Below are 21,533 nucleotides of genomic sequence, written 5' to 3' on the forward strand. Positions count from 1 at the left end.
AGCGCTTTATTTCGGCAGCGTATAGGCGATCACATAATCGCCGGGCTTGGTGCCCACCGAACCATGACCACCGGCAACCATCAGCACAAATTGCTGATCACCAACCGTATAGGTCATGGGTGTGGACTGACCGCCCGCAGGCAGGCGCGCCTGCCAAAGCACCTTACCATTGGTGAGGTCATAAGCGCGCAGATAATCATCCACGGCTGCACCAAGGAACACCACGCCACCAGCCGTAATCATTGGTCCGCCAATACCCGGAACGCCAACTTTGAGCGGCAGCGGAACCGGTGCCATATCCTCAATGGTGCCATTGCGGTGCTTATAGGCGATCTTGCCTGTGCGCAGATCAACACCGGCAACAAAGCCCCATGGCGGCGTCTGGCATGGAATGCCAAGCGGGCTAACGAATGGCCCCATGAACACACCATAAGGTGCGCCGTCATTGCGGTTCAGACCCTGCTCACTGCCCTTCTCATCCTGACCACGTGGCGGAATATCTGCACGAGGAACAAGCTGCGATGTGAAAGCCAGATAAGTCGGCATGCCGAACATCACCTGACGCACCGGATCGACGGCCACACTGCCCCAGTTGAACACGCCGAAATTGCCCGGATAGACAATCGTGCCTTTCAGCGAAGGCGGCGTGTAGCGGCCCTCATAGAAATGCTTACGGAAAGCAATGCGACATGCCAGCTGATCAAACAGGGTCACGCCCCACATGCTGCTTTCAGTCAGTGGTGCAGGACTGAATGTCAGATCAGAAATAGGCTGCGTCGGCGACGTGTGATCTTCCGGGATCGCACCCGTCGGCGCAGGGATTTCACGAACCGGAATAATCGGCTCACCTGTGCGGCGATCCAACACATAAATATCGCCCTGCTTGGTTGGTCCAACCAGTGCAGGCACGCCATTGATGTCGAGCAGAACCGGCTGGGCTGGAACGTCCATATCCCACAGGTCGTGGTGTACGGTCTGGCGCACCCATTTCGGCTGTCCGGTATTCACATCAAGCGCCACGATAGACGACGAATATTTCTCGACATTATCGCTGCGGTTCATGCCCAACTGATCAGGAACCTGATTGCCAAGCGGAATGAAGATCAGGCCGAGGCCTTCATCAACACTCGATACCGACCAGCTGTTTGGCGAATTGGTCGTGTAGTGTTCGCCTTCAGGCAGCGGTGTTGTGACATCCGGATTGCCGGAATCCCAGTTCCACAGCAGATCGCCAGTGCGAATATCGAAAGCACGGATAACACCCGACTGTTCTTCGGTCGAATAGTTATCATTGACCGCACCGCCAACGATGATCTTGTCACCAACGACTGCCGGTGGCGAAGTCGAATAGTAATAACCAGCCGGGTTATATTTCATGCCATGGCCAAGATCGAGCGTGCCGCCATTGGCAAAGTCGGTGCAGATTTCGCCTGTCTGGGTATCAAGTGCAATCAGACGCGCATCCGATGTTGGCAGATAAACGCGTTCGGAACACTTGGCCCCAGCCGTTGCGGTTGTGTCTTTCCAATAGCTTACGCCACGGCAAGTCTGGTGCTGGCGATCCGTATTGAAGCCAACCTTCGGATCGAACTTCCACTTTTCCTTGCCCGTTGCTGCATCGAGCGCAATGGCCCAATTGTGCGGTGTGCAAAGATAAAGCGAATCGCCAATTTTAAGCGGCGTGACCTGATAGGTCGTTTCGCCCACGTCTTCCGGCTGTTTCACATCGCCGGTCTGATACTGCCATGCGACCTGCAATTTCGAGACGTTTTCCGGCGTGATCCCGGTCAAAGGCGAATAACGCTGACCATAAGGCGTGCGGCCATATTGATGCCATTCGCCATCAGGAACATTGCCGCCAAGATCAGGCGTTGCCGCCACCTTATCGGTTGGCAGATCACCCGCAATATTCCACGGGTCCTGCGTCATGGAGTAACCAGCAACCACAAGCGCTGCGAGTGTCGCAACGGTCAGCGGCAAACCACCACCATTGAGCGGCTTTCTGATCCATGGTGTGAGCAGCCACAGGCCAAGCAGAACAATCACGCCGCCTGTTGAACCCAGTCCCCACCAGTCGAAACCGACTTCAGAGACCGCCCAGCCAAGCGAGCCGAGAATGACAAGCGCATAAATCCAGAGCGCAACAGCGCTTCTTTTGAAGAGGAAAATGCCCGTCAGCAAAAAGCCAATGGCAGCGATGACGAAGAACCAGCTGCCGCCCAGCGTAACGAGATAGATGCCCGCGGCACCCAGCCCCAGGCCGATCAATATCAAAACAATTGAAGTCAGAGAAACAAGCAAGACGTTACCCCCTTAAAGCTGTAACTGCCATCCCACCGTGCACTACTGTTCGACTGAAAGAGCTGCACGGATAAAGAAAATTCGAGGTATTCCTGATTGGTGGAAGTGTTGCAGCAAAAAGACCTTGCGCGCAACACAACACTGCCTGCCCTGAAAGATAGGCGGCAAAATGAAAAATCCAGAGGCATTTATGCAAAAGAAATAAAGAATTACCGGCGACCAGAAAGGCCGCCGATCTTCGCGTGATCCATCAGGCCATCGGGCTTTTGAAAGCCCGCAGCCGAAGCGCATTGCTAAGCACGAAAATGCTCGAAAGCGCCATAGCGCCCGCCGCCAATACCGGCGACAGCAGCGTTCCCGTAATCGGATAAAGAACACCAGCCGCAACCGGGATCAACGCCACGTTATAGGCAAAAGCCCAGAACAGGTTTTCGCTGATATTGCGGATCGTGGCTTTCGAGATTGCAATGGCATTGACCACACCGCGCAGATCGCCCGACATCAGCACCACGTCGGCACTTTCAATCGCAATATCTGTGCCAGTGCCAATAGCAATGCCGACATCCGCAGCCGCCAGCGCTGGCGCATCATTGATACCGTCACCCACAAAGGCAATGCGTTTTCCGCCAGCCGACAAACGCTTCAAAGCCTCAACCTTGCCATCGGGCAGCACCTCCGCAACCACCTCATCAATGCCAAGGCGCTTGGCAATGGCTTGCGCAGTGCGGCGGTTATCGCCAGTGATCATTGCAACTTTCAGGCCCTGCTCATGCATGGCGGCAATGGCGGCAGGCGTGGTTTCCTTCATCGGATCAGCGACTGTGATAATCGCAGCCAACTTGCCATCGATTGCCGCATAAAGCGGGGTCTGGCCTTCATCACCCAGACGGCTGGCATCATCGGCAAAGACCGCCACATCAAGCCCGATTTTTGCCATGTAACGATCTGCACCAATGGCAACTTCGTGACCCGCAACCTCGGCTTTCAGGCCAAAACCCGGAACCGATTCAAAGGCCGATACATCACCAAGTTTAAGGTTCTTTTCCTTGGCGGCAGTTACAATCGCATCGGCAATTGGATGCTCCGAACGAGCCTCGACAGCAGCGATCAGCGCCAGCGCTTCGTCCTTGTCGATACCATTAACGACAGCAAAATGTGCCAAAGCCGGTTTGCCCTGTGTGAGTGTGCCGGTCTTATCAACCGCAATCACCGATGCATCTCGCAAGGTTTGCAGCGCATCACCACGGCGGAACAGCACGCCAAATTCGGCAGCGCGACCTGTGCCGACCATGATTGAGGTCGGCGTTGCAAGTCCCATTGCGCATGGGCATGCAATGATGACAACTGCAATGGCGTTAACCAGCGCATAGCCCATCATGGCTGTGCCACCAATGATCAGCCAGACGATGAATGTGATGAGCGCTGCGCCGAGAACTGCTGGCACGAACCAGCCCGTCACCTTATCGACTTTAGCCTGAATGGGCAGCTTGTCGGCCTGCGCATCTTCAACCATCCGCACAATCTGCGAGATGACCATATCGCGGCCAACCTTGGTTGCGCGGAATGTAAACGCACCCGTTTTGTTGATCGTGCCGCCGACAACTTCAGCACCAGTTTCCTTGATGACTGGCACCGGCTCACCGGTAATCATCGACTCATCTACATAGGATGAGCCTTCAATCACTTCGCCATCAACGGGTACTTTTTCACCAGGGCGCACCTGCACAATGTCGCCCGCACGCACCTCTTCAAGCGGCACGTCCAGCGTTTCGCCATTGCGCACCACACGCGCAGACTTTGCCTGCAAACCCACCAGACGGCTGATTGCCGCGGACGTACGCCCCTTGGCGCGTGCTTCAAGATAACGGCCAATCAGGATCAGTGTCACGATAACAGCTGCGGCCTCGAAATAGACGTTGACCGTGCCGTCGGGAAGAATGTCGGGCCAGAAGGTAGCAACAACTGAAAAGCCCCATGCAGCCGTTGTGCCAACAACAACCAGCGAATTCATATCAGGTGCGGCACGCAGCAGAGCGGGAATGCCCTTTTTGAAAAAGCGCATACCGGGGCCGAACAACACAAGCGTTGTCAGCACAAACTGGAAATACCAGCTGTTCTGCATGCCGATTGTGTCCATGACGAACATGTGCACAGCGGGAATGAGATGCGAGCCCATTTCCAGAATGAACACTGGAAGCGTGAGAACGGCTGCCAGAATAACATTCTTTTTCAGTTCAACCGCTTCCGCGTCGCGCTTGTCGGATTGTGTTTCCTGCTGAACATCGCTGCGTGTCTCATCAAGCGAACGCGCTTCATAACCCGCTTTTTCAACCGCCTTGATCAGATCAGCGACTACGACCTGTCCTGCAAGCTCAACATGCGCGCGCTCTGTCGCGAGGTTGACGCTGGCGCGAGACACGCCCGGAACCGCGCTTAAAGCTTTTTCGACATTGCTCACGCAAGACGCGCAGCTCATACCCTCAATGGCGAGATCGGCACTGCCCGACGGCACATCATAGCCAGCCTTGCGGATTGCATCGATGACAGCAGGCATATCAGGTGCAGACTTGAAGGTGACATCAGCGCGTTCTGTTGCGAGATTAACGGACACTTTGTCCACGCCCGGCACCTTTGCGACCGCCTTTTCAACCGATGACACGCAGGACGCGCAACTCATCCCTTCAACAGGAATGGCAAAACTTGTGGCGTCAGATTTTACAGGCTTGTTCATGGCAATCCCTTTTAAAGCGCATCCTGCTTTCCAAAAAGCGTTTCCGACTTTCTAGCGGATGCTACTTCGCTCTGTTTGAAGAGCGTTTTGATGAGTTGCATGATAGATAACCCTTCCCACCGTTGGAAGGTCAAGCCCTATCAGATAGCCAATTCGTTTTGCGGTTCGATCATCGCAAGGATAGATCCACAGCGGGTCTGAATGAAGTCGGCCACATCAATGGCAGGCATTGGACGCCCCATCAAAAAGCCCTGCACCTCGCCGAAATTCTGCGCGCGCAAACATTCGAGTTGCTGTGTGGTTTCCACACCTTCAGCAGTCGTGACGATTCTAAAACCAGCGCCAAGTGTGGCAACGGCCTGAATGATCGCAAGATCACGCGTGTCCACCTCGATGCCCGATACAAAGCTTCGGTCGACCTTGATTTTATCGAACGGAAACGAGCGCAGATAGCTCAGTGATGAATAGCCGGTTCCGAAATCATCCATTGCAATGCGAACGCCTAAGCGACGCAACTCAAACAACAATTCGATGTTGTGCTTGCTGTTTTGCAAGAACACGGATTCCGTGATTTCCAGTTCCAGCCTGTCAGGCGACAAGGATGCCGCAGCCAGTGCATCGGTGACTGAATCAAGAAGCGCAGTTTGTTGGAACTGCACAGGCGAGAGATTAACCGAGACCTTGATGCCATGCGGCCACGAAGCCGCTTCAAGGCAAGCCTGCTTTAACACCCAATCGCCAATTGGTCCAATGAGACCAGCCTCTTCGGCAATTGGAATGAACTCAACCGGCGACACCATGCCAAGCACTGGATGACGCCAGCGCAACAAAGCTTCAAAGCCAGAGATATGGCCGGTTTGAAGGTTAAATATCGGCTGATAATGCAGTTCAAACTGCTGTGCTGCCAAAGCCAGGCGCAAATCCGTGGTCATGGCATGGCGTTTCTCAACAGCCAATCGCAGCGAATGCTGATAGAAGCGGAAAGTGCGCCGACCATCAGCCTTTGCAGCGTACAGCGCCAGATCAACATTGCGCATCAACACATCGAGATCATCGCCATGCAACGGCGCCTGCGCGATCCCAATGCTGCACGAAACAAATTCCAGCGTATCACCAAGATCGAACGGATCCTGAAATACAGAAAGAAGCTGATCGGCAAACATCGCAATCTGCGAAACTGCAGCGCAGCGATAAATAATCGCAAACTCATCACCACCCAGACGCGCCAGAAAATGATCGCAAACGATGTTCTTAAGGCGCTCTGCAACCTGTTGCAGCAAGCGATCCCCGATCTGATGCCCACGGCTGTCATTGATGTTTTTGAAGTGATCAATATCGAGATAGAAAAGTGCAAAAGCCGTTGCGCTTTCACGTTTTTTCAGAACAGTTTCAATGTGCTGAGAGAAATAAGCGCGGTTTGGCAAGTCCGTCAGATTGTCGTGCATCGCAATATGCGTCATGCGCTGCTCAATCAAACGACGCTCGGTTATATCCTCAACAAGTCCAATAAGATAGCGCGATTCATCGCCTTCTATTGGCGGAATGGAACGCTTGATGATTCGCATTCTGCGCGGTGTTCCATCTGCACAGCGAATATCGCGCTCGATTGTCAGCACGCTGCCGCGACGCATCGCAAGGCTATCTTGCTGAGTCAAAAGCTTGGCTTCTTCAGCAGGAAAGATTTGCGTGTCCACAGAGCCAACGACATGATCGATCTTGTGGCCACTTATGGTTGATGCAGCCTGATTGTAGAGCAGGTAACGCCCCTCGTCCTGCATATCCTTGACGAAGACACCAAGCGGCATGTTGTTGATGAGGCTATCGAGCAATGTCTGCGCATGACTGGCCTGACGATTGGCTTCCTCAAGCTCCGTCATGTCCTGCACAATTGCCAATATGGCCTGCCGGCCATCGAACACGACCTCACGACCATAGGTCAAAACATCAATCGTCTGACCATTCGCCTTCAGATGCTTCCAGCGTTCAGGGCGCTCAAGATCGCTTCTATCACGAACCGCAATCGACATACGGTCCCGCTCAGTTTGTGGACGAATATCGAGAACAGTCATGCCCGGCACTTCATCGGCCGAATAGCCATAAAGCGCGTGGGCTGCTTCGTTCATGACGATGAAGCGCAATGTATCGGGATCATACACCCACATTGGTGTGGGATGAGTCGTGAACAGAATGCGAAAATCCGCGTCAGATGTGCGCACCAGCGCATCATCCGAGTGAGCCTGACCGGCTTCCGGCTTCCTCATCATTGTCCCCTCATCAGACTGATCCTGACCCGATATTCCATATCCTTAAAAAGGACCGTGCCCAAAAATCAGATAACTCGTCTGTAGCAGGACGAAGCTTTTCCCAAGCTGAATTAGCGCATGGTCATTAAAAATTAATATATAAACTTGGGGAGAATATAAATTTATTCGCAAATTGTAATAATCTGGACCGCTTGACCGGCTCAACATTCCAGCCTATGCCTAAAGCACAAAATTCGTTGGGGTGCCTTCGAAGCAAGATCAGGAAAAGTGCATTGCGGTTTTCCATCCGATCTTGCGACACAAAAGGCTGAGAGACGCTGATCGCGTTAACCCATTGAACCTGATCCGGGTAATACCTGCGTAGGGAACGGAGTTTGGCGCGTCGCGAACAAGGAGGAATCCATCCTCCGTGGGGCAAAGCCCCAAAACCCGTTCATGACGTCTCAATTTTCCGTTCGGAATGAGAGACGACATGATGGACTTAAGACAAAGCCTCTCCCGAACCAAAACAACCGCCGGCAATGGTGCATCCGTGCCCCTTTGCGTAACGATTGCAGGCTCCGACAGCGGCGGCGGCGCTGGCATTCAGGCTGATCTCAAAACTTTTTCAGCCCTCAATGTTTATGGCGCAAGCGTCATTACAGCGATCACCGCGCAGAACACACTGGCCGTCACGGCTGTTCACGACATCCCGTCTGAAATTGTTGCGGCACAGATCGATGCGGTCTTCAGCGATCTCAATGTGGCTTCGGTCAAGATCGGCATGGTGTCGGTGCCGGAAACCATTCTCGCAATCGCCAAGGGCCTTGCACATTTCTCAGGACCAGTCGTTCTTGATCCAGTGATGGTGGCAAAATCCGGCGACAGGCTTTTAAGCGAGACTGCGATCTCGACATTGCGCGACAAACTGATCCCGCTTGCATGCCTTCTGACGCCGAATAGGCCGGAAGCAGCCTGCCTGCTCGATTGTGCAATCGCCCGCAATGATGATGAAGCAGAAGAACAAGGGCGCGCTTTGCTCAAGCTCGGCGCGAAGGCTGTGCTGATGAAAGGCGGACATGCCGATGGCGACATCTGCACCGACCTTCTCATCCGTGCAAATCTGCCAACGATCCAACTGGAAGCGCCGCGTATCTACACGCAAAACACCCATGGGACTGGCTGCACGCTTTCATCAGCAATTGCAGCGGGACTTGGCAAAGGCCTTTCGCTGGAACAGGCACTTCTTGAGGCTCACAGCTATCTGCAAGCGGCCATCCGCTCCGCAAACACATTGCAGGTCGGAAGCGGGCACGGCCCCGTGCATCACTTCCACGCCTTGTGGGAGATTGCATAATGCGCGTTACCATCATTGGCGCGGGTGTTGCAGGTCTTGCCTGTGCCGCAGAATTTAGTGATCAAGGTCACGCCGTCACTGTCATTGCGAAAAGCACCGCAATCGGCTCCGACAGCTGTTCGTGGTTTGCGGGCGGAATGCTGGCCCCGTGGTGCGAAGGTGAGAGTGCGGAAGAGCCCGTCGTCAGGCTAGGGCAAGAAGCGATTGGCTGGTGGGAACAGCATGTTTCAACCGTCCACCGCAAAGGCACGCTCGTCATTTCCCACACGCGCGATACGACTGAGCTGCGCCGCTTCGCCCGTCGCACGGAAGCGTTTGAAACGATTGATTCCGAACAGATTGATGCACTGGAGCCGGACCTTGCAGGCCGTTTCCGGCAGGGGCTTTTCTTTGCTGAGGAAGGCCACCTCAACCCGCGCAATACACTGATCGAGCTTGCAAAAAACCTGCAAAAGAAAGGCGTCGTCTTTCATCTCGGGCAAGATGCGAAAGATGTAAAAATCGACACCGATATCACCGTCGATGCGCGTGGTCTGGCAGCACGCGATCAATTGCAAGATCTGCGCGGCGTGAAGGGCGAAATGCTGGTGGTTCGCTCCCGCGACATCAATCTTTCGCGCCCTGTGCGCCTGCTGCATCCGCGCATTCCGCTCTACATCGTGCCACGCGGTGACGGCATTCATATGATCGGCGCAACCATGATCGAAAGCGATGAGAGAGGCGGCATTAGCGTTCGCTCGACGCTGGAAATGTTAAGCGCCGCCTATGCGCTGCATCCGGCATTTGGCGAGGCGGAAATTCTGGAAACCGGCGTCGATGCCCGCCCCGCCTTCCCCGACAATCTGCCGCGTGTGCGTAAACGCGGCCAGACGATCTATGTCAACGGGCTTTACCGGCACGGCTTTCTGCTCTCGCCTGCGGTTGCACGCATGGCGGTTACAGCAGCAACCGAGGCCGAACAAAGACCCGAATTTCTAGAGGAACTGGCATGACCATCGTTTTAAATGGCGAGGTTTTTGAGACCAAAAGCGCCAATCTTTTGGCTCTGCTTGCAGAAATCGAACTTGATGAGGCAGTGGTGGCAACCGCGCTCAATGGCGAATTCATTGCAGGCGATGAACGCGAGGAAACGCTGATCGGCGAAGGCGATCGCATCGAAGTGCTCGCGCCGATGCAGGGAGGCTAAGATGCTGGAATTTTACGGAAAAACATTTGAAAGCCGCCTGCTGTTGGGTACGGCACAATATCCATCACCCTCTATTCTTGCTGACAGCGTCCGCTCATCAAAGTCAGAAATCGTGACAGTTTCGCTGCGGCGCGAGAGCGGGAATATGCGTGCCGGTCAGGATTTCTGGACACTGATAAAGGATCTGGGTGTTTCGGTTTTGCCCAATACTGCCGGGTGCCATACCGCACGCGAAGCAATCACCACCGCAAAAATGGCGCGTGAGGTTTTCGGCACCAACTGGATCAAGCTTGAAGTCATCGGCGATCACGACACCTTGCAGCCTGATCCTTTCGGGCTGGTCGAAGCAGCCCGTATTCTCTGCGATGAAGGCTTTGAGGTCTTTCCCTATATGAATGACGATCTTGTGGTTGCGGAAAAACTGATTGAGGCAGGCTGCAAGGTGTTGATGCCATGGGGCGCTCCGATTGGTTCAGGTCGCGGCCTCAACAACCCTTATGCGCTTAAAACCATGCGCGCGCATTTTCCCGATATTCCACTGGTCGTGGATGCCGGTATTGGCGTGCCATCGCACGCAGCAACCGCCATGGAACTTGGCTTTGATGCCGTACTGATCAACACCGCCGTTGCCAAAGCGGGTGATCCAGCCGCTATCGCCCGCGCTTTTGCACTCGCTGTTGAGGCTGGTCGCATCGCCTATGAAGCCGATCCGATTGAAGCCCGCGACATGGCAGCCCCCTCCACTCCCCTCATCGGAAAGGCATTTTTGTAATGGCCCTTGATCCGTTCTACCCGATCTTTGACAGCGCCAGCTGGTGTGAGCGCATGGTGCCGCTTGGCATCAAACTCGTGCAGCTGCGTATCAAGGATAAGAACGACGCTGAACTGCGCGCAGAAATCCGCGCAGCCCGCGAAATTTGCGCGCGATATGATTGCCAGCTCATCGTCAATGACTACTGGAAACTGGCGATTGAGGAAGGCTGCGACTTCATTCATCTCGGTCAGGAAGACCTTGATGATGCCGATCTCGATGCGATTAGTGCGAGTGGCGTGAAGCTCGGTGTATCCAGCCATGATGAGGCAGAACTTGATCGCGCATTAGCGCTAAAGCCCGCCTATATCGCGCTCGGCCCGGTCTATCCGACCATTCTCAAAAAGATGAAATGGCATGAACAGGGACTGGATCGCGTCAGCCAATGGAAAGCCACACTTGGCGATATTCCGCTTGTTGGCATTGGCGGCATGAATGTGGAGCGAGCGCCGGGCGTCTTTAACGCCGGAGCTGACATTGTATCCGTCGTCACCGACATCACTCTCAACCCCGATCCCGAAGCCCGCGTGCGGGAATGGATCGATATTACACGCCCCTATGTAAAGTAGACCCAATATTCGCTTTAACGCGCATCTTGTCCGAAAACCGCTTCACACTTTTCGGGATGCGCTCTAACCGGAGGAAACATGAAAAAACTGGTTTTTGCTGCGCTTTTCAGCGCCACGGCTTCGTTCGCCCTGATGTCAGTTCAGGCAGCTCACGCGAATGATAAATTCAAACTCATACTCGACTGGTATGTGAACCCGGATCATGGGCCGATCATCGTGGCCGACAAGCTCGGTTACTTCAAGGACGCAGGTCTTGATGTGGAAATCATCGCACCTGCGGATGCATCCGTGCCGCCCAAAATGGTTGCGGCTGGACAGGCTGATCTGGCAATTTCCTATCAACAGCAGGTGCATCTTGATGTTCATGCCGATATTCCGCTGATCCGCGTCGGCACTCTGGTCGATTCCCCGCTCAATTGCCTGATGGTGCGTGACGATGGTTCCGTCAATTCAATTGCCGATCTCAAAGGCAAGAAGATCGGTTTCTCTGTCGCTGGTGTTGAAGAAACGGTGCTTGGCACCATTCTCAAAAACCACGACATCAAGCTTTCAGATGTCGAACTCATCAATGTGAACTTCTCGCTCGCACCATCGCTGATGTCGAAACAAGTTGATGCGGTGATGGGTGCCTATCGCAATGTTGAGCTCAACCAGATGGCGGTTGAAGGGGTTGCGGGCAAATGCTTCTTCGTCGAGGAGGAAGGCGTGCCGGTCTATGATGAGCTGGTTTATGTCGCCAACTCCAACAAGCTGGATGCGAACGAAAAAGAACGGATTTCGCGCTTTCTAGCAGCTACCGAAAAAGCCGCGCAATATATCGTCAATCATCCAGAGCAAAGCTACGAGTTGTTTGCGTCTTATAGTTCCGAACTCAAAGACGAGCTGAACAAGCGCGCTTGGAAAGACACGGTTGCCCGTTTCTCGCGCTCACCTGCCAGCCTCGATTATGGACGCTGGAGCCGCTACGAAACCTATCTCAAGGATAACGGTCTCGTGCCTTCGATCCTGCCTGTCGAGAAATTTGCAATCGACGTCAACGCGGGAGGTGACAAGTCATGAGTGACACGCTTCTTTATTCATCCGAATTGTTCACCCGCCTGCGTGCCGCAACGCTTGATGACTGGACCCCCTATATCGATCATGAGTTTGTCCGCGGGCTTGGCGATGGCACGCTGCCGAAATCAGCGTTCCTGCATTATCTCAGGCAGGACTACGTCTATCTCCATCACTATGCCCGCGCCTTTGCGCTGGGTGTCGTGAAGGCAGGCAGCTTGCAAGAAACGCGACTTTGCGCCGAGATTATGCATGGGCTGGCGGTCACAGAACTGCCGCTGCATGTCGGAATCTGCGCACGCGAAGGCATAACCGAAGATGATCTTTACAACACAAAAGAAGAGCCGGAAAACCTCGCTTATACGCGTTATGTACTCGATTGCGGGCAGGCAGGCGATTTCCTCGACCTGCTGACCGCACTTGTTCCCTGCGCGCATGGCTATGGCGAAATCGGGGTCAATCTGGCAGCCACCGCCCATACCGGCACGCCCTATCAGGAGTGGATCGACACCTATGCGGGCGCTGATTATCAGGAGATGTGCCACACGGTTGGCAAGCTTTTTGATCAGGCTGCAAAAGACCGCATCGGCACGGATTTCGAGAGTAGCCCGCGCTGGCCAAAGCTCTGCCATATTTTTGCAACCGCAAGCAGGCTTGAAGCGAACTTCTGGAGCATGGGTCTTAAGGGAGCATGACGAGCATCGCTCCTCGCTCACGCAAAAAACGCATCGCCGACGGGTTTCTGTCGGCGTTTGCCGTGCTGGCACTTTGGCAGGCTGTGGTGAGCATATGGCAGATGCCGCGCTTCATTCTGCCCGGTCCGCTCGACGTCGTGCAATCGCTCATCACCAATGCGCAGTTGATTGCCAATAATGCCGTCGTGACATTTGGCGAAGTACTGGGCGGGCTGTTTCTCGGCTCTACTATTGGTGTTCTCACAGCCATAGGCCTGATGATGTCACCGCTTGCACAACGGCTGGTTATGCCGGTGATGGTGTTCTCTCAGGCGATCCCGATATTTGCACTCGCTCCGATCTTAACACTCTGGCTCGGCTATGGACCGGCATCGAAAATTGCCGTCACCATTCTGATGATCTTCTTTCCGGTCGTCTCCACCTTTCTGGATGGGATGCAAAGGACGGATCAGACGTTGATTAATGCCGCCGAAAACCTTGGCGCCAAGCCAATGCAAATTCTGTTTCATGTGCGCATTCCCGCAGCTTTCCCGTCACTCGCTTCGGGGTTAAGTCTTGCTGCCGTCTATGCACCCATCGGTGCCGTGGTCGGCGAATGGGTCGGCGCATCCAAAGGGCTCGGCTATCTGATGCTGCTTGCCAATGGTCGCGCCAAGGTCGATCTAATGTTTGCGAGCCTGTTCGTGCTGGCGGCCTTCACCATGCTTTTACATGCAACCATCTCGCATTTTTCACGCAAACTCGCCGTTTGGCCTCGAAAGCTGTAAGGCAGCATTTTTATCACACTCGATAGATTGAAATTAAATTTCTGCATTTTGCCACTTGGCAAATAGATTTGCTTATTTATTGTGCACCCATCTGAAACACTGGCAAGAGGTATGAGATGCGTGCTTATCCATTTCCGTCGGTGCCCGGTGTTAATGCGGGCGCTTCCAAGCTTTAAGTTCTTGGCCCGTGTTGCAGGCTAAGGCCTGACCGCCCTCCCCAAAAGGGCATATTCCTAAACACTTCCAAATTTGCCGCAGCTATGTTCAGCTGTTTGTTTTGTCTTCGTTTTCAAGCATTTGTCGGCGCACAACCGCACCGCACTTTTTGCTGAAAGTGAATTTTAAAGGAACCAGAATCCGTTTTCATACGGGCTGGTATTATTCATATGACTCGGTTTCGTTTAGATTTCCGGGGGCCTGCGTTCCGCAAAGTCCTCGGCTACACCGTTAGCCACTGGCGAAGTCAGCCTCTGCGGCTGACGCTGATCATTATCAGCATGCTGCTTGCAACGGCCGCAGACGTCCTCACACCTCTCTATTCAGGGAAGCTGGTTGATGCGCTTTCGCTTGGGCAGGACGGCGCATGGGATGCCGCTATTCAAGCGCTGATCATTCTGCTTGCCTTGGGCGCTGTTGCGTTAATCACGCGCCAGCTAACCTTTTATGTCATCACGGAATTCACGTTGAAAATCATGAGCGACATGGCAGCCAGCGCGTTTCACAAGCTCCAGCGCTTTTCGACCGACTGGCACGCCAATGCCTTTGCCGGATCGACGGTGCGCAAGGTGTCGCGTGGCATGTGGGCGCTTGATCTGCTCAATGATACGCTGCTGCTTGCACTGCTGCCGTCCATTCTGATGCTGCTCGGCTCGGTCGCACTTCTCGCATGGTACTGGCCGATGATGGGCCTGCTGGTATTCATTGGTTCGGTGCTTTTCATCGTCTGCACGATTGTGATTTCGCTCGGCTTTGTTGCGCCTGCCGCAACACTTGCTAACAGCTGGGATACACGCATGGGCGGCGCTCTGGCCGATGCCATTTCGTGCAACGCTGTTGTGAAAGCATTTGGCGCGGAAACGCGTGAAGATGGGCGTCTTGCCAAGGTCGTCACCAAGTGGCGCTCGCGTACGCGCCGCACATGGCTGATTGGCACACTCAACGGCTTCATTCAGGGTGCAAACCTGTTAATCATGCGTGGCGTGGTTATTGGCTTCGCGCTTTATCTCTGGAGCCAGGGCAAAGCGACCGCAGGTGACATTACGTTTGTTCTGACCGCCTTCTTCATGTTGCAGGGCTATCTGCGCGATGTCGGTATGCATATCCGCAACCTGCAACGCTCGGTCAACGACATGGAAGAACTGGTTCAGATCGAAGCGGAGCCTTATGGCATTGCTGACAAGTCTGGTGCCGGTGCAATCCAGATCGGAAATGGCGAAATCACGTTCGATAACGTCACCTTCCATTATGGCAGCCACGACACAGCACTTTATCGTGACTTTTCGGTCAGGATTGAGGCTGGTGAGCGGGTTGGTCTGGTCGGCCATTCGGGTTCGGGCAAGACGACTTTCGTCAAGCTGATCCAGCGTCTTTATGATGTGAGTAGCGGCGCGATCAAAATCGATGGACAGAACATTGCCGAAGTCACGCAGGCTTCGCTCAGATCGCAGATTGCTATCGTGCAACAGGAGCCAATCCTGTTTCACCGGACACTGGCTGAAAACATCGCCTATGCTCGTCCCGGCGCAACACAAGCCCAGATCGAGCATGCAGCGATGCTTGCCAGTGCGCATGACTTCATCATGCGTCTGCCAAAGGGCTATGCAACGCTTGTTGGCGAACGTGGTGTGAAACTTTCGGGTGGTGAACGTCAGCGTGTGGCGATTGCCCGTGCGTTTCTGGCTGATGCACCAATTCTTATTCTGGACGAGGCAACATCAAGCCTTGATTCAGAATCGGAAGTGCTGATCCAGCAGGCAATGGAACGGTTGATGATCGGCCGTACCACACTTGTGATTGCACATAGGCTTTCAACGGTTCGTGCACTTGATCGGCTGTTGGTCTTTGACCGCGGCGATATCGTCGAAGAAGGCGATCACGATGCACTTATCCGTAAGCCAGATGGCATCTATCGACGTATGTTCGAACGGCAAGCTCTGGAACTGACCAAAGGACTTGATCTGCCATAAAAAAAGTGGGCCGGGAAACCGGCCCATTTTATTTGGAAACCTTGCCTGATGATTGGCGAATAATCAGCTTGTAATCGATATGCCGCGAAGGCGATGCCTCGCTGGTTTCTATCTGGCTGAGCAACATATCGACCGCATCATAGGTCATTTCGCGGATTGGCTGATGAACCGTAGTGATCTGCGGCGATACCATGCTTGAAATCGCACTATCATCGAAGCCAACAATGGTCAGCTCATTTGGTACGTCTATCTTATGATCATAGGCAATTTGCAGAACGGCTGCTGCCATATCGTCATTCGATGCAAAAATCGCAGTGGGTCTGTTCTTCAGCGACAAGAGTTTGCGGCCAGCCTCCAGCCCGCTTGCAAAGCTAAAGCCACCCTCCGCCTCATAATCAGGATTATGCGCAATGCCTGCTTGATCCAGCATCTTACGATAACCTTCAACGCGCAATTGCGCTGAGCGGTGCGTCAGATCTCCGATAACAATTGCAATCTTACGGTGCCCCAGATCGAGCAAATATTGCATCAGATCGCAGGCCGCTTTCTCGTCATCAATGGCAATGCTATCTGTCGGATGAACACCAAAATCACCAGCCACGCGCGTAAAAGGCATCGCGGAAGCAATAAGTTCCTGCAAAATCTCAGGATCATCCGACATCGGCGGCGTTACGATAATTCCGTCAAGGCCCGACGCATGGGCGGTCTCAATCAGCGATCCGCGAATGTCTGCACGGTTCTCTACGGGGAATATCAAAAGCCGGTATCGCGTGCCGCGCAACCGATCCAGTGCACCGATCTGCAATTCGGTTACATAGCTTTGGCTCGGATTTTCAAAGAAAAGCCCAATCAAATGCGAGCGGCGTTCGACCAGATTACGCGCCGCAGCATTGGGACGATAGCGCAATTCGGCGCCTGCCAATTTGACCTTTTCGCGGATTGTATCGCGGACATTCGGCTCGTCATTATAAACACGCGAAACTGTCTTGATCGACACGCCTGCCAAACGCGCCACATCGTGGATCGTCGCTCTTTTATTGGATGCGGCCATGGCCGTTATACACTCTCCCCAGTGATATGGCCAATTTAGTAACTGCTTTGCTCCGGAGAGCAAAGAGTTAAATCGAGCATATCTTGGAACGGGTGAGAAAGCGCTTTTCGCGACCATTATCAAGCGAGAACATACCGCCACGTCCCGGCACCACATCAATGATGAGTTCGGTATGTTTCCAAGCTTCGTATTGTGAACCGCTGATATAAAATGGCGCACCGCCGATTTCGCCGAGCTTCACATCCGCATCCGATAGTAGCAAATCGCCCTGCGGATAGCACATCGGCGATGATCCGTCGCAACAGCCGCCCGACTGGTGAAACATGATCGGACCATATTCGGCCTGCAATTCAGCAATCAATTCAAGCGCTGCATCTGTGGCAGTGACCTGCTCTTGTTCAGAGACTTGCGGCATGGTTCCTCCTCCCTTAGAGCGCATTTCGATCTGATCAAATCAGATCGGCGCTCTACAGTCTTTTACTTGAAGCATAATCTTATCGACCCTCGTTGAACGAAGGTCGGATTATGCTCTAATAAAGCCGCCGCATCACTACGGCGGCTTCACTTCTTTGTATCTGCGCATGTCTTTTGCCCCAAAACCGGTTCCCACTTTTGGGAGACATGCTTTATTATCGCAGCATTACTGCGTCAGGTCCATCACGACGCGGCCTTCAATCTGGCCTGCGCGCATTTCATCAAAGATCGCATTGATATTATCGATCTTGTCAGTGCGGATCGTCGCCTTGACCTTGCCGTCTGCGGCAAAGTCAATCGACTCCTGCAAATCAAGACGCGTGCCCACAATAGAGCCGCGCACGGTAACGCCATTGAGCACCATGTTGAAAATCGAAAGTGGAAATTCACCTGCTGGCAAACCGTTAAGCGCAATCGTACCACCGCGTGCTGCCATGCCAATGGCCTGTTCAAAAGCCTTCGGCGAAACAGCCGTCACCAAAACGCCCTGCGCGCCGCCATCGGTCTCTTTCTTGATATAGGCTGCCGGATCATTATGCGTCTTTGCGTTGACCGTAACCGTCGCGCCAAGCTTGCGGGCAAGATCGAGCTTCTTATCGTCAATATCGACAGCAGCAACATTCAGACCCATGGCCTTCGCATATTGCACCGCCATATGGCCAAGACCACCAATACCAGAAATCACCACCCAATCGCCGGGCTTGGTATCCGTGACCTTGAGGCCCTTATAGACCGTAACACCGGCACAAAGGATCGGGGCGATTTCGTTGAATGCGATGTTCTTTGGCAGATGACCAACGAAATTTGGATCAGCGACAACATAATCGGCAAAGCCACCATTCACCGAATAGCCTGTATTTTGCTGCTCTTCGCAAAGCGTTTCCCAGCCGCCCAGGCAATGCACGCAATGACCGCAAGCGGTGTAAAGCCAAGGAATGCCGACGCGGTCACCTTCCTTCACATGCTTGACTCCACGACCAACCGCCGAGACAAAACCAACGCCTTCATGACCCGGAATAAACGGCGGATTTGGCTTTACCGGCCAATCGCCTTCGGCAGCATGAAGATCGGTGTGGCACACGCCTGATGCCTGAATTGCTACCTGAATCTGGCCATCGCCCGGCACCGGAATTGGCACTTCGTCAATAGTCAGTGGTTTGCCGAATTCGCGAACCACGGCAGCTTTCATTGTCTTAGCCATTACGAAAACATCCTTCTGTTTTATCACGCACTTTGTCCTGAAAACTGCTTTGCGATTTTCGGACGTGCTGTAATGGGCCGGATTGGCAGGCACAAAGTCCTGCCGACCCGACCCTTTCCTGGGAGGAAACAGTGGGGGAGCGACTTCATAATGTGTTCTGTGAAGCCGCACTGAACCAGTGAAGTTACGAAGGCAGCATCTCGCAGCATCTCTGCCGCGGGATGCTTTCATTGTTTAGAAGAAGCCGAGCTTCTTGGGGCTGTAGCTCACCAGCATGTTCTTGGTCTGCTGATAATGGTCGAGCATCTTGAGGTGGTTTTCGCGACCGATACCTGACTGCTTGTAACCGCCGAATGCCGCATGGGCCGGATAGGCGTGGTAGCAGTTGGTCCAGACGCGGCCTGCCTGAATGGCGCGACCAAAGCGATAGGCGCGTGTGCCGTCACGCGTCCAGACACCGGCACCAAGGCCATAAAGCGTGTCATTGGCAATCGCGAGTGCTTCAGCATCGTCCTTAAACGTCGTGACCGAAACAACAGGACCGAAGATTTCCTCCTGGAAAATCCGCATCTTGTTGGTGCCCTTGAACACGGTCGGCTTAACATAATAGCCGCCTGCCAGATCACCAGCCAGTTCATTACGCCCGCCGCCGGTCAGCACTTCCGCGCCTTCCTGCTTGCCGATGTCGATATAGCTCAGGATTTTTTCGAGCTGTTCACTAGAGGCCTGTGCACCAATCATGGTTGCCGGATCAAGCGGATCACCCTGAACAATGGCTTCAACGCGCTTCAATGCCCGTTCCATGAACTTATCGTAGATCTTTTCATGGATCAGCGCACGGCTTGGGCAGGTACAGACTTCGCCCTGATTAAGCGCGAACATGACAAAGCCTTCGATGGCCTTGTCGAAATAATCATCATCTTCAGCGGTCACGTCCGAGAAGAAGATGTTTGGCGACTTGCCGCCCAGTTCCAGCGTCACCGGAATAAGGTTCTGGCTGGCATATTGCATGATGAGACGACCCGTTGTCGTTTCACCTGTGAACGCGATCTTGGCAATGCGCGGGCTTGATGCCAGCGGCTTGCCAGCTTCAAGACCAAAACCATTGACCACGTTGAGCACGCCTGCTGGCAGCAGATCACCAATGATTTCCATCAGAACGAGGATCGAAGCTGGCGTCTGTTCGGCAGGCTTCAATACTACGCAGTTACCCGCAGCAAGTGCTGGTGCGAGCTTCCACACAGCCATCAGCAGCGGGAAGTTCCACGGAATAATCTGGCCGACAACGCCGAGCGGTTCATGGAAGTGATAAGCAACCGTATCGTGATCGATTTCGGAAATGCCGCCTTCCTGCGCACGAATTGCACCGGCGAAATAGCGGAAGTGATCGATTGCCAGCGGCAAATCGGCATGGGTGGTTTCGCGGATCGGCTTGCCGTTGTCCCATGTTTCAGCAGCTGCAAGCTTTGGCAGATTGGCTTCAATACGATCTGCAATCTTATTGAGGATTACAGCGCGTTCAGCCGGGCTTGTTTTGCCCCAGGCTTCTTTGGCTGCATGAGCAGCATCAAGAGCTGCCTCGATATCAGCCGCTTCAGAACGAGCGACTTCGCAAAGCACCTGACCATTGACCGGCGATGTGTTTTCAAAATAGCGGCCAGACTTGGGTTCTACCCATTTGCCGCCGATGAAATTGCCATAACGTTTGGCAAACTCCGGCTTTACGGAGCGATGAAATTCAACCTTGTTCATTATAGTCCTCCCAAAATTCAACGCCGCTCCTACGGCGTTTCAGAAACAATGTGGCGCGGCTCTTGGGAGGAGTCATCCAGCGCTGGATAATATGCAGTATCAATGTGTCTCAATAATGCGACACAATTCAAAAACTAATTGGGTCTTATGATTTTGAGGCGATTAAGCTTGCGATGCAGCGTTGCACGACTGATGCCAAGAAGCTTCGCCGCAGATGAGACATTGCCTTCCGCACGTGCAATGGCGCGCAAAATAACGCTGCGTTCAGACTCCGCCATATCTTCACGCGGATCGGCATTCCAGCCAAGCAGGTCAGCAGCAGGCAGTGCGGTTGAAAGCGCTTCATCCGTCAGATCAAGCGAAAGCCGGGCTGCACGTGTGGCACCAATGACGAGATCATCCTTATCGACCGCGATCAATGCGCCGCCTGTTCTGTCGGCACTTGGGGCAAGCACGATACGCGCATCCGGGAAAGCCTGGCGGAAATTCTCAGCCTCAATGCGACGCGCCGCATCAATCACCGCAACAGAAATCAATTGCACGAAGGCTTCTGTCAAATCGCTGCGGCAGGACGAAACATCAAGCGCCGCCATAATGCGTCCCTGATGGTCATGGATCGGAGCAACTGTGCAGGAAAGTCCGATATTGCGGGTGTGAAAGTGCTGGTCGCGATGGATCGTCAGCGCGCGCTGTTCAGCAATACAAGTGCCGATACCGTTGGTGCCTTCAACGGCTTCACTCCAGACGGCACCCGTCCATAGACCCCAATCGTAAAACGTATCGTCATCACCCGCAGCGCCGCGACGTTCAACCGGAACGCCTTCGCTGTCCGCCAGAAGCACGCAGCAACCAACGCCGCCAACCGCCATATAAAGCCGGTCCATACTGGCTTGCGCAATACTGATAACGCGTTCCATACGTTGACGCGCCGTGCGCAATTCATGATCAGAAAGCGTCTGAACGGAGCCTACCTCCGCAGGGTCTAGGCCATAAAGGCGAGAAGAGCGTCGCCACGAGGCGACAAGTGCAGAACGTGCTGCACCGCCCGTATCGATCGCGGACTGAATACGCTCAGCATGAATCCTGTCTTGCGGTGCACCCATGTTTTCCTCCCAGAAAGGCTGGAAACCGCCTAATGAGTGGATAATGACTTTTT

The 21,533-nt window shown here is 53.8% G+C and carries 17 protein-coding genes and 1 riboswitch; of the genes, 9 read left to right on the forward strand and 8 right to left on the reverse strand.

Annotated elements, in window-relative coordinates:
- Nucleotides 1-6: 6 nt before the first annotated feature.
- From J2782_RS10975 to J2782_RS10985, 3 genes are all read right to left on the reverse strand, one after another.
- Nucleotides 7-2,301 (reverse strand): glucose/quinate/shikimate family membrane-bound PQQ-dependent dehydrogenase, encoded by a 2,295-nt coding sequence (locus J2782_RS10975; protein ID WP_310012381.1) that lies wholly within the window; start codon nucleotides 2,299-2,301, stop codon nucleotides 7-9.
- Between the two features lie 250 nt (nucleotides 2,302-2,551).
- Nucleotides 2,552-5,032, reverse strand: coding sequence for a heavy metal translocating P-type ATPase (locus J2782_RS10980; RefSeq protein WP_310012382.1), 2,481 nt, complete (start codon nucleotides 5,030-5,032; stop codon nucleotides 2,552-2,554).
- A gap of 140 nt (nucleotides 5,033-5,172) precedes the next feature.
- Complete coding sequence (locus J2782_RS10985; RefSeq protein WP_310013319.1) at nucleotides 5,173-7,293, reverse strand: putative bifunctional diguanylate cyclase/phosphodiesterase; 2,121 nt, start codon at nucleotides 7,291-7,293, stop codon at nucleotides 5,173-5,175.
- 230 nt (nucleotides 7,294-7,523) lie between these two features.
- Nucleotides 7,524-7,680: riboswitch (TPP riboswitch) on the forward strand.
- A 91-nt stretch (nucleotides 7,681-7,771) separates the two neighbouring features.
- Between J2782_RS10985 and thiD the strand changes: the two genes are divergently transcribed.
- The 9 genes from thiD to J2782_RS11030 all read left to right on the forward strand — a co-directional run bounded on the left by thiD (nucleotide 7,772) and on the right by J2782_RS11030 (nucleotide 15,899).
- On the forward strand, nucleotides 7,772-8,632 hold the full coding sequence (gene thiD / locus J2782_RS10990) for a bifunctional hydroxymethylpyrimidine kinase/phosphomethylpyrimidine kinase (protein ID WP_310013320.1): 861 nt from the start codon (nucleotides 7,772-7,774) through the stop codon (nucleotides 8,630-8,632).
- Nucleotides 8,632-9,624 carry a glycine oxidase ThiO gene (gene thiO, locus J2782_RS10995; protein ID WP_404989626.1) on the forward strand — a complete coding sequence of 331 codons (993 nt, stop codon included), beginning with the start codon at nucleotides 8,632-8,634 and terminating at the stop codon, nucleotides 9,622-9,624. Before thiD ends, thiO begins: the two co-directional genes overlap by 1 nt.
- Nucleotides 9,621-9,818: a sulfur carrier protein ThiS gene (gene thiS, locus J2782_RS11000; RefSeq protein WP_113487427.1), complete on the forward strand. Its 198-nt coding sequence runs from the start codon at nucleotides 9,621-9,623 to the stop codon at nucleotides 9,816-9,818. Before thiO ends, thiS begins: the two co-directional genes overlap by 4 nt.
- A 1-nt stretch (nucleotide 9,819) precedes the next feature.
- Entirely contained in the window at nucleotides 9,820-10,590 is a 771-nt protein-coding gene (locus J2782_RS11005; protein ID WP_310012385.1) for a thiazole synthase, read from the forward strand.
- Nucleotides 10,590-11,198 (forward strand): thiamine phosphate synthase, encoded by a 609-nt coding sequence (locus J2782_RS11010; RefSeq protein WP_310012388.1) that lies wholly within the window; start codon nucleotides 10,590-10,592, stop codon nucleotides 11,196-11,198. The genes J2782_RS11005 and J2782_RS11010 overlap by 1 nt, the downstream gene beginning before the upstream one ends.
- A gap of 78 nt (nucleotides 11,199-11,276) precedes the next feature.
- Nucleotides 11,277-12,257: an ABC transporter substrate-binding protein gene (locus tag J2782_RS11015; RefSeq protein WP_310012392.1), complete on the forward strand. Its 981-nt coding sequence runs from the start codon at nucleotides 11,277-11,279 to the stop codon at nucleotides 12,255-12,257.
- Nucleotides 12,254-12,946, forward strand: a complete 693-nt coding sequence (tenA, locus tag J2782_RS11020) for a thiaminase II (RefSeq protein WP_310012393.1) — start codon at nucleotides 12,254-12,256, stop codon at nucleotides 12,944-12,946. The genes J2782_RS11015 and tenA overlap by 4 nt, the downstream gene beginning before the upstream one ends.
- Nucleotides 12,943-13,713, forward strand: a complete 771-nt coding sequence (locus J2782_RS11025) for an ABC transporter permease (RefSeq protein ID WP_310012394.1) — start codon at nucleotides 12,943-12,945, stop codon at nucleotides 13,711-13,713. The genes tenA and J2782_RS11025 overlap by 4 nt, the downstream gene beginning before the upstream one ends.
- 386 nt (nucleotides 13,714-14,099) lie before the next feature.
- The gene (locus J2782_RS11030) at nucleotides 14,100-15,899 is read left to right on the forward strand and encodes an ABC transporter ATP-binding protein (RefSeq protein WP_310012397.1); all 1,800 of its coding nucleotides are present in this window, start codon (nucleotides 14,100-14,102) and stop codon (nucleotides 15,897-15,899) included.
- Between the two features lie 28 nt (nucleotides 15,900-15,927).
- Here the strand turns inward: J2782_RS11030 and J2782_RS11035 are convergent, their stop codons facing one another.
- The 5 genes from J2782_RS11035 to J2782_RS11055 all read right to left on the reverse strand — a co-directional run bounded on the left by J2782_RS11035 (nucleotide 15,928) and on the right by J2782_RS11055 (nucleotide 21,480).
- On the reverse strand, nucleotides 15,928-16,950 hold the full coding sequence (locus J2782_RS11035; RefSeq protein WP_310012399.1) for a LacI family DNA-binding transcriptional regulator: 1,023 nt from the start codon (nucleotides 16,948-16,950) through the stop codon (nucleotides 15,928-15,930).
- A gap of 67 nt (nucleotides 16,951-17,017) precedes the next feature.
- Nucleotides 17,018-17,365: a DUF779 domain-containing protein gene (locus J2782_RS11040; RefSeq protein WP_094506234.1), complete on the reverse strand. Its 348-nt coding sequence runs from the start codon at nucleotides 17,363-17,365 to the stop codon at nucleotides 17,018-17,020.
- 225 nt (nucleotides 17,366-17,590) lie between these two features.
- On the reverse strand, nucleotides 17,591-18,625 hold the full coding sequence (gene adhP, locus J2782_RS11045; RefSeq protein WP_250039075.1) for an alcohol dehydrogenase AdhP: 1,035 nt from the start codon (nucleotides 18,623-18,625) through the stop codon (nucleotides 17,591-17,593).
- Nucleotides 18,626-18,859: 234 nt separating this feature from the next.
- Nucleotides 18,860-20,377 (reverse strand): aldehyde dehydrogenase, encoded by a 1,518-nt coding sequence (adh, locus tag J2782_RS11050; protein ID WP_310012407.1) that lies wholly within the window; start codon nucleotides 20,375-20,377, stop codon nucleotides 18,860-18,862.
- Nucleotides 20,378-20,511: 134 nt separating this feature from the next.
- Nucleotides 20,512-21,480: a GAF domain-containing protein gene (locus J2782_RS11055; RefSeq protein WP_310012410.1), complete on the reverse strand. Its 969-nt coding sequence runs from the start codon at nucleotides 21,478-21,480 to the stop codon at nucleotides 20,512-20,514.
- Nucleotides 21,481-21,533: the final 53 nt, after the last annotated feature.

The sequence above is a fragment of the Brucella pseudogrignonensis genome, from assembly GCF_031454375.1.
In the GTDB taxonomy this organism is placed as follows: domain Bacteria; phylum Pseudomonadota; class Alphaproteobacteria; order Rhizobiales; family Rhizobiaceae; genus Brucella; species Brucella pseudogrignonensis_A.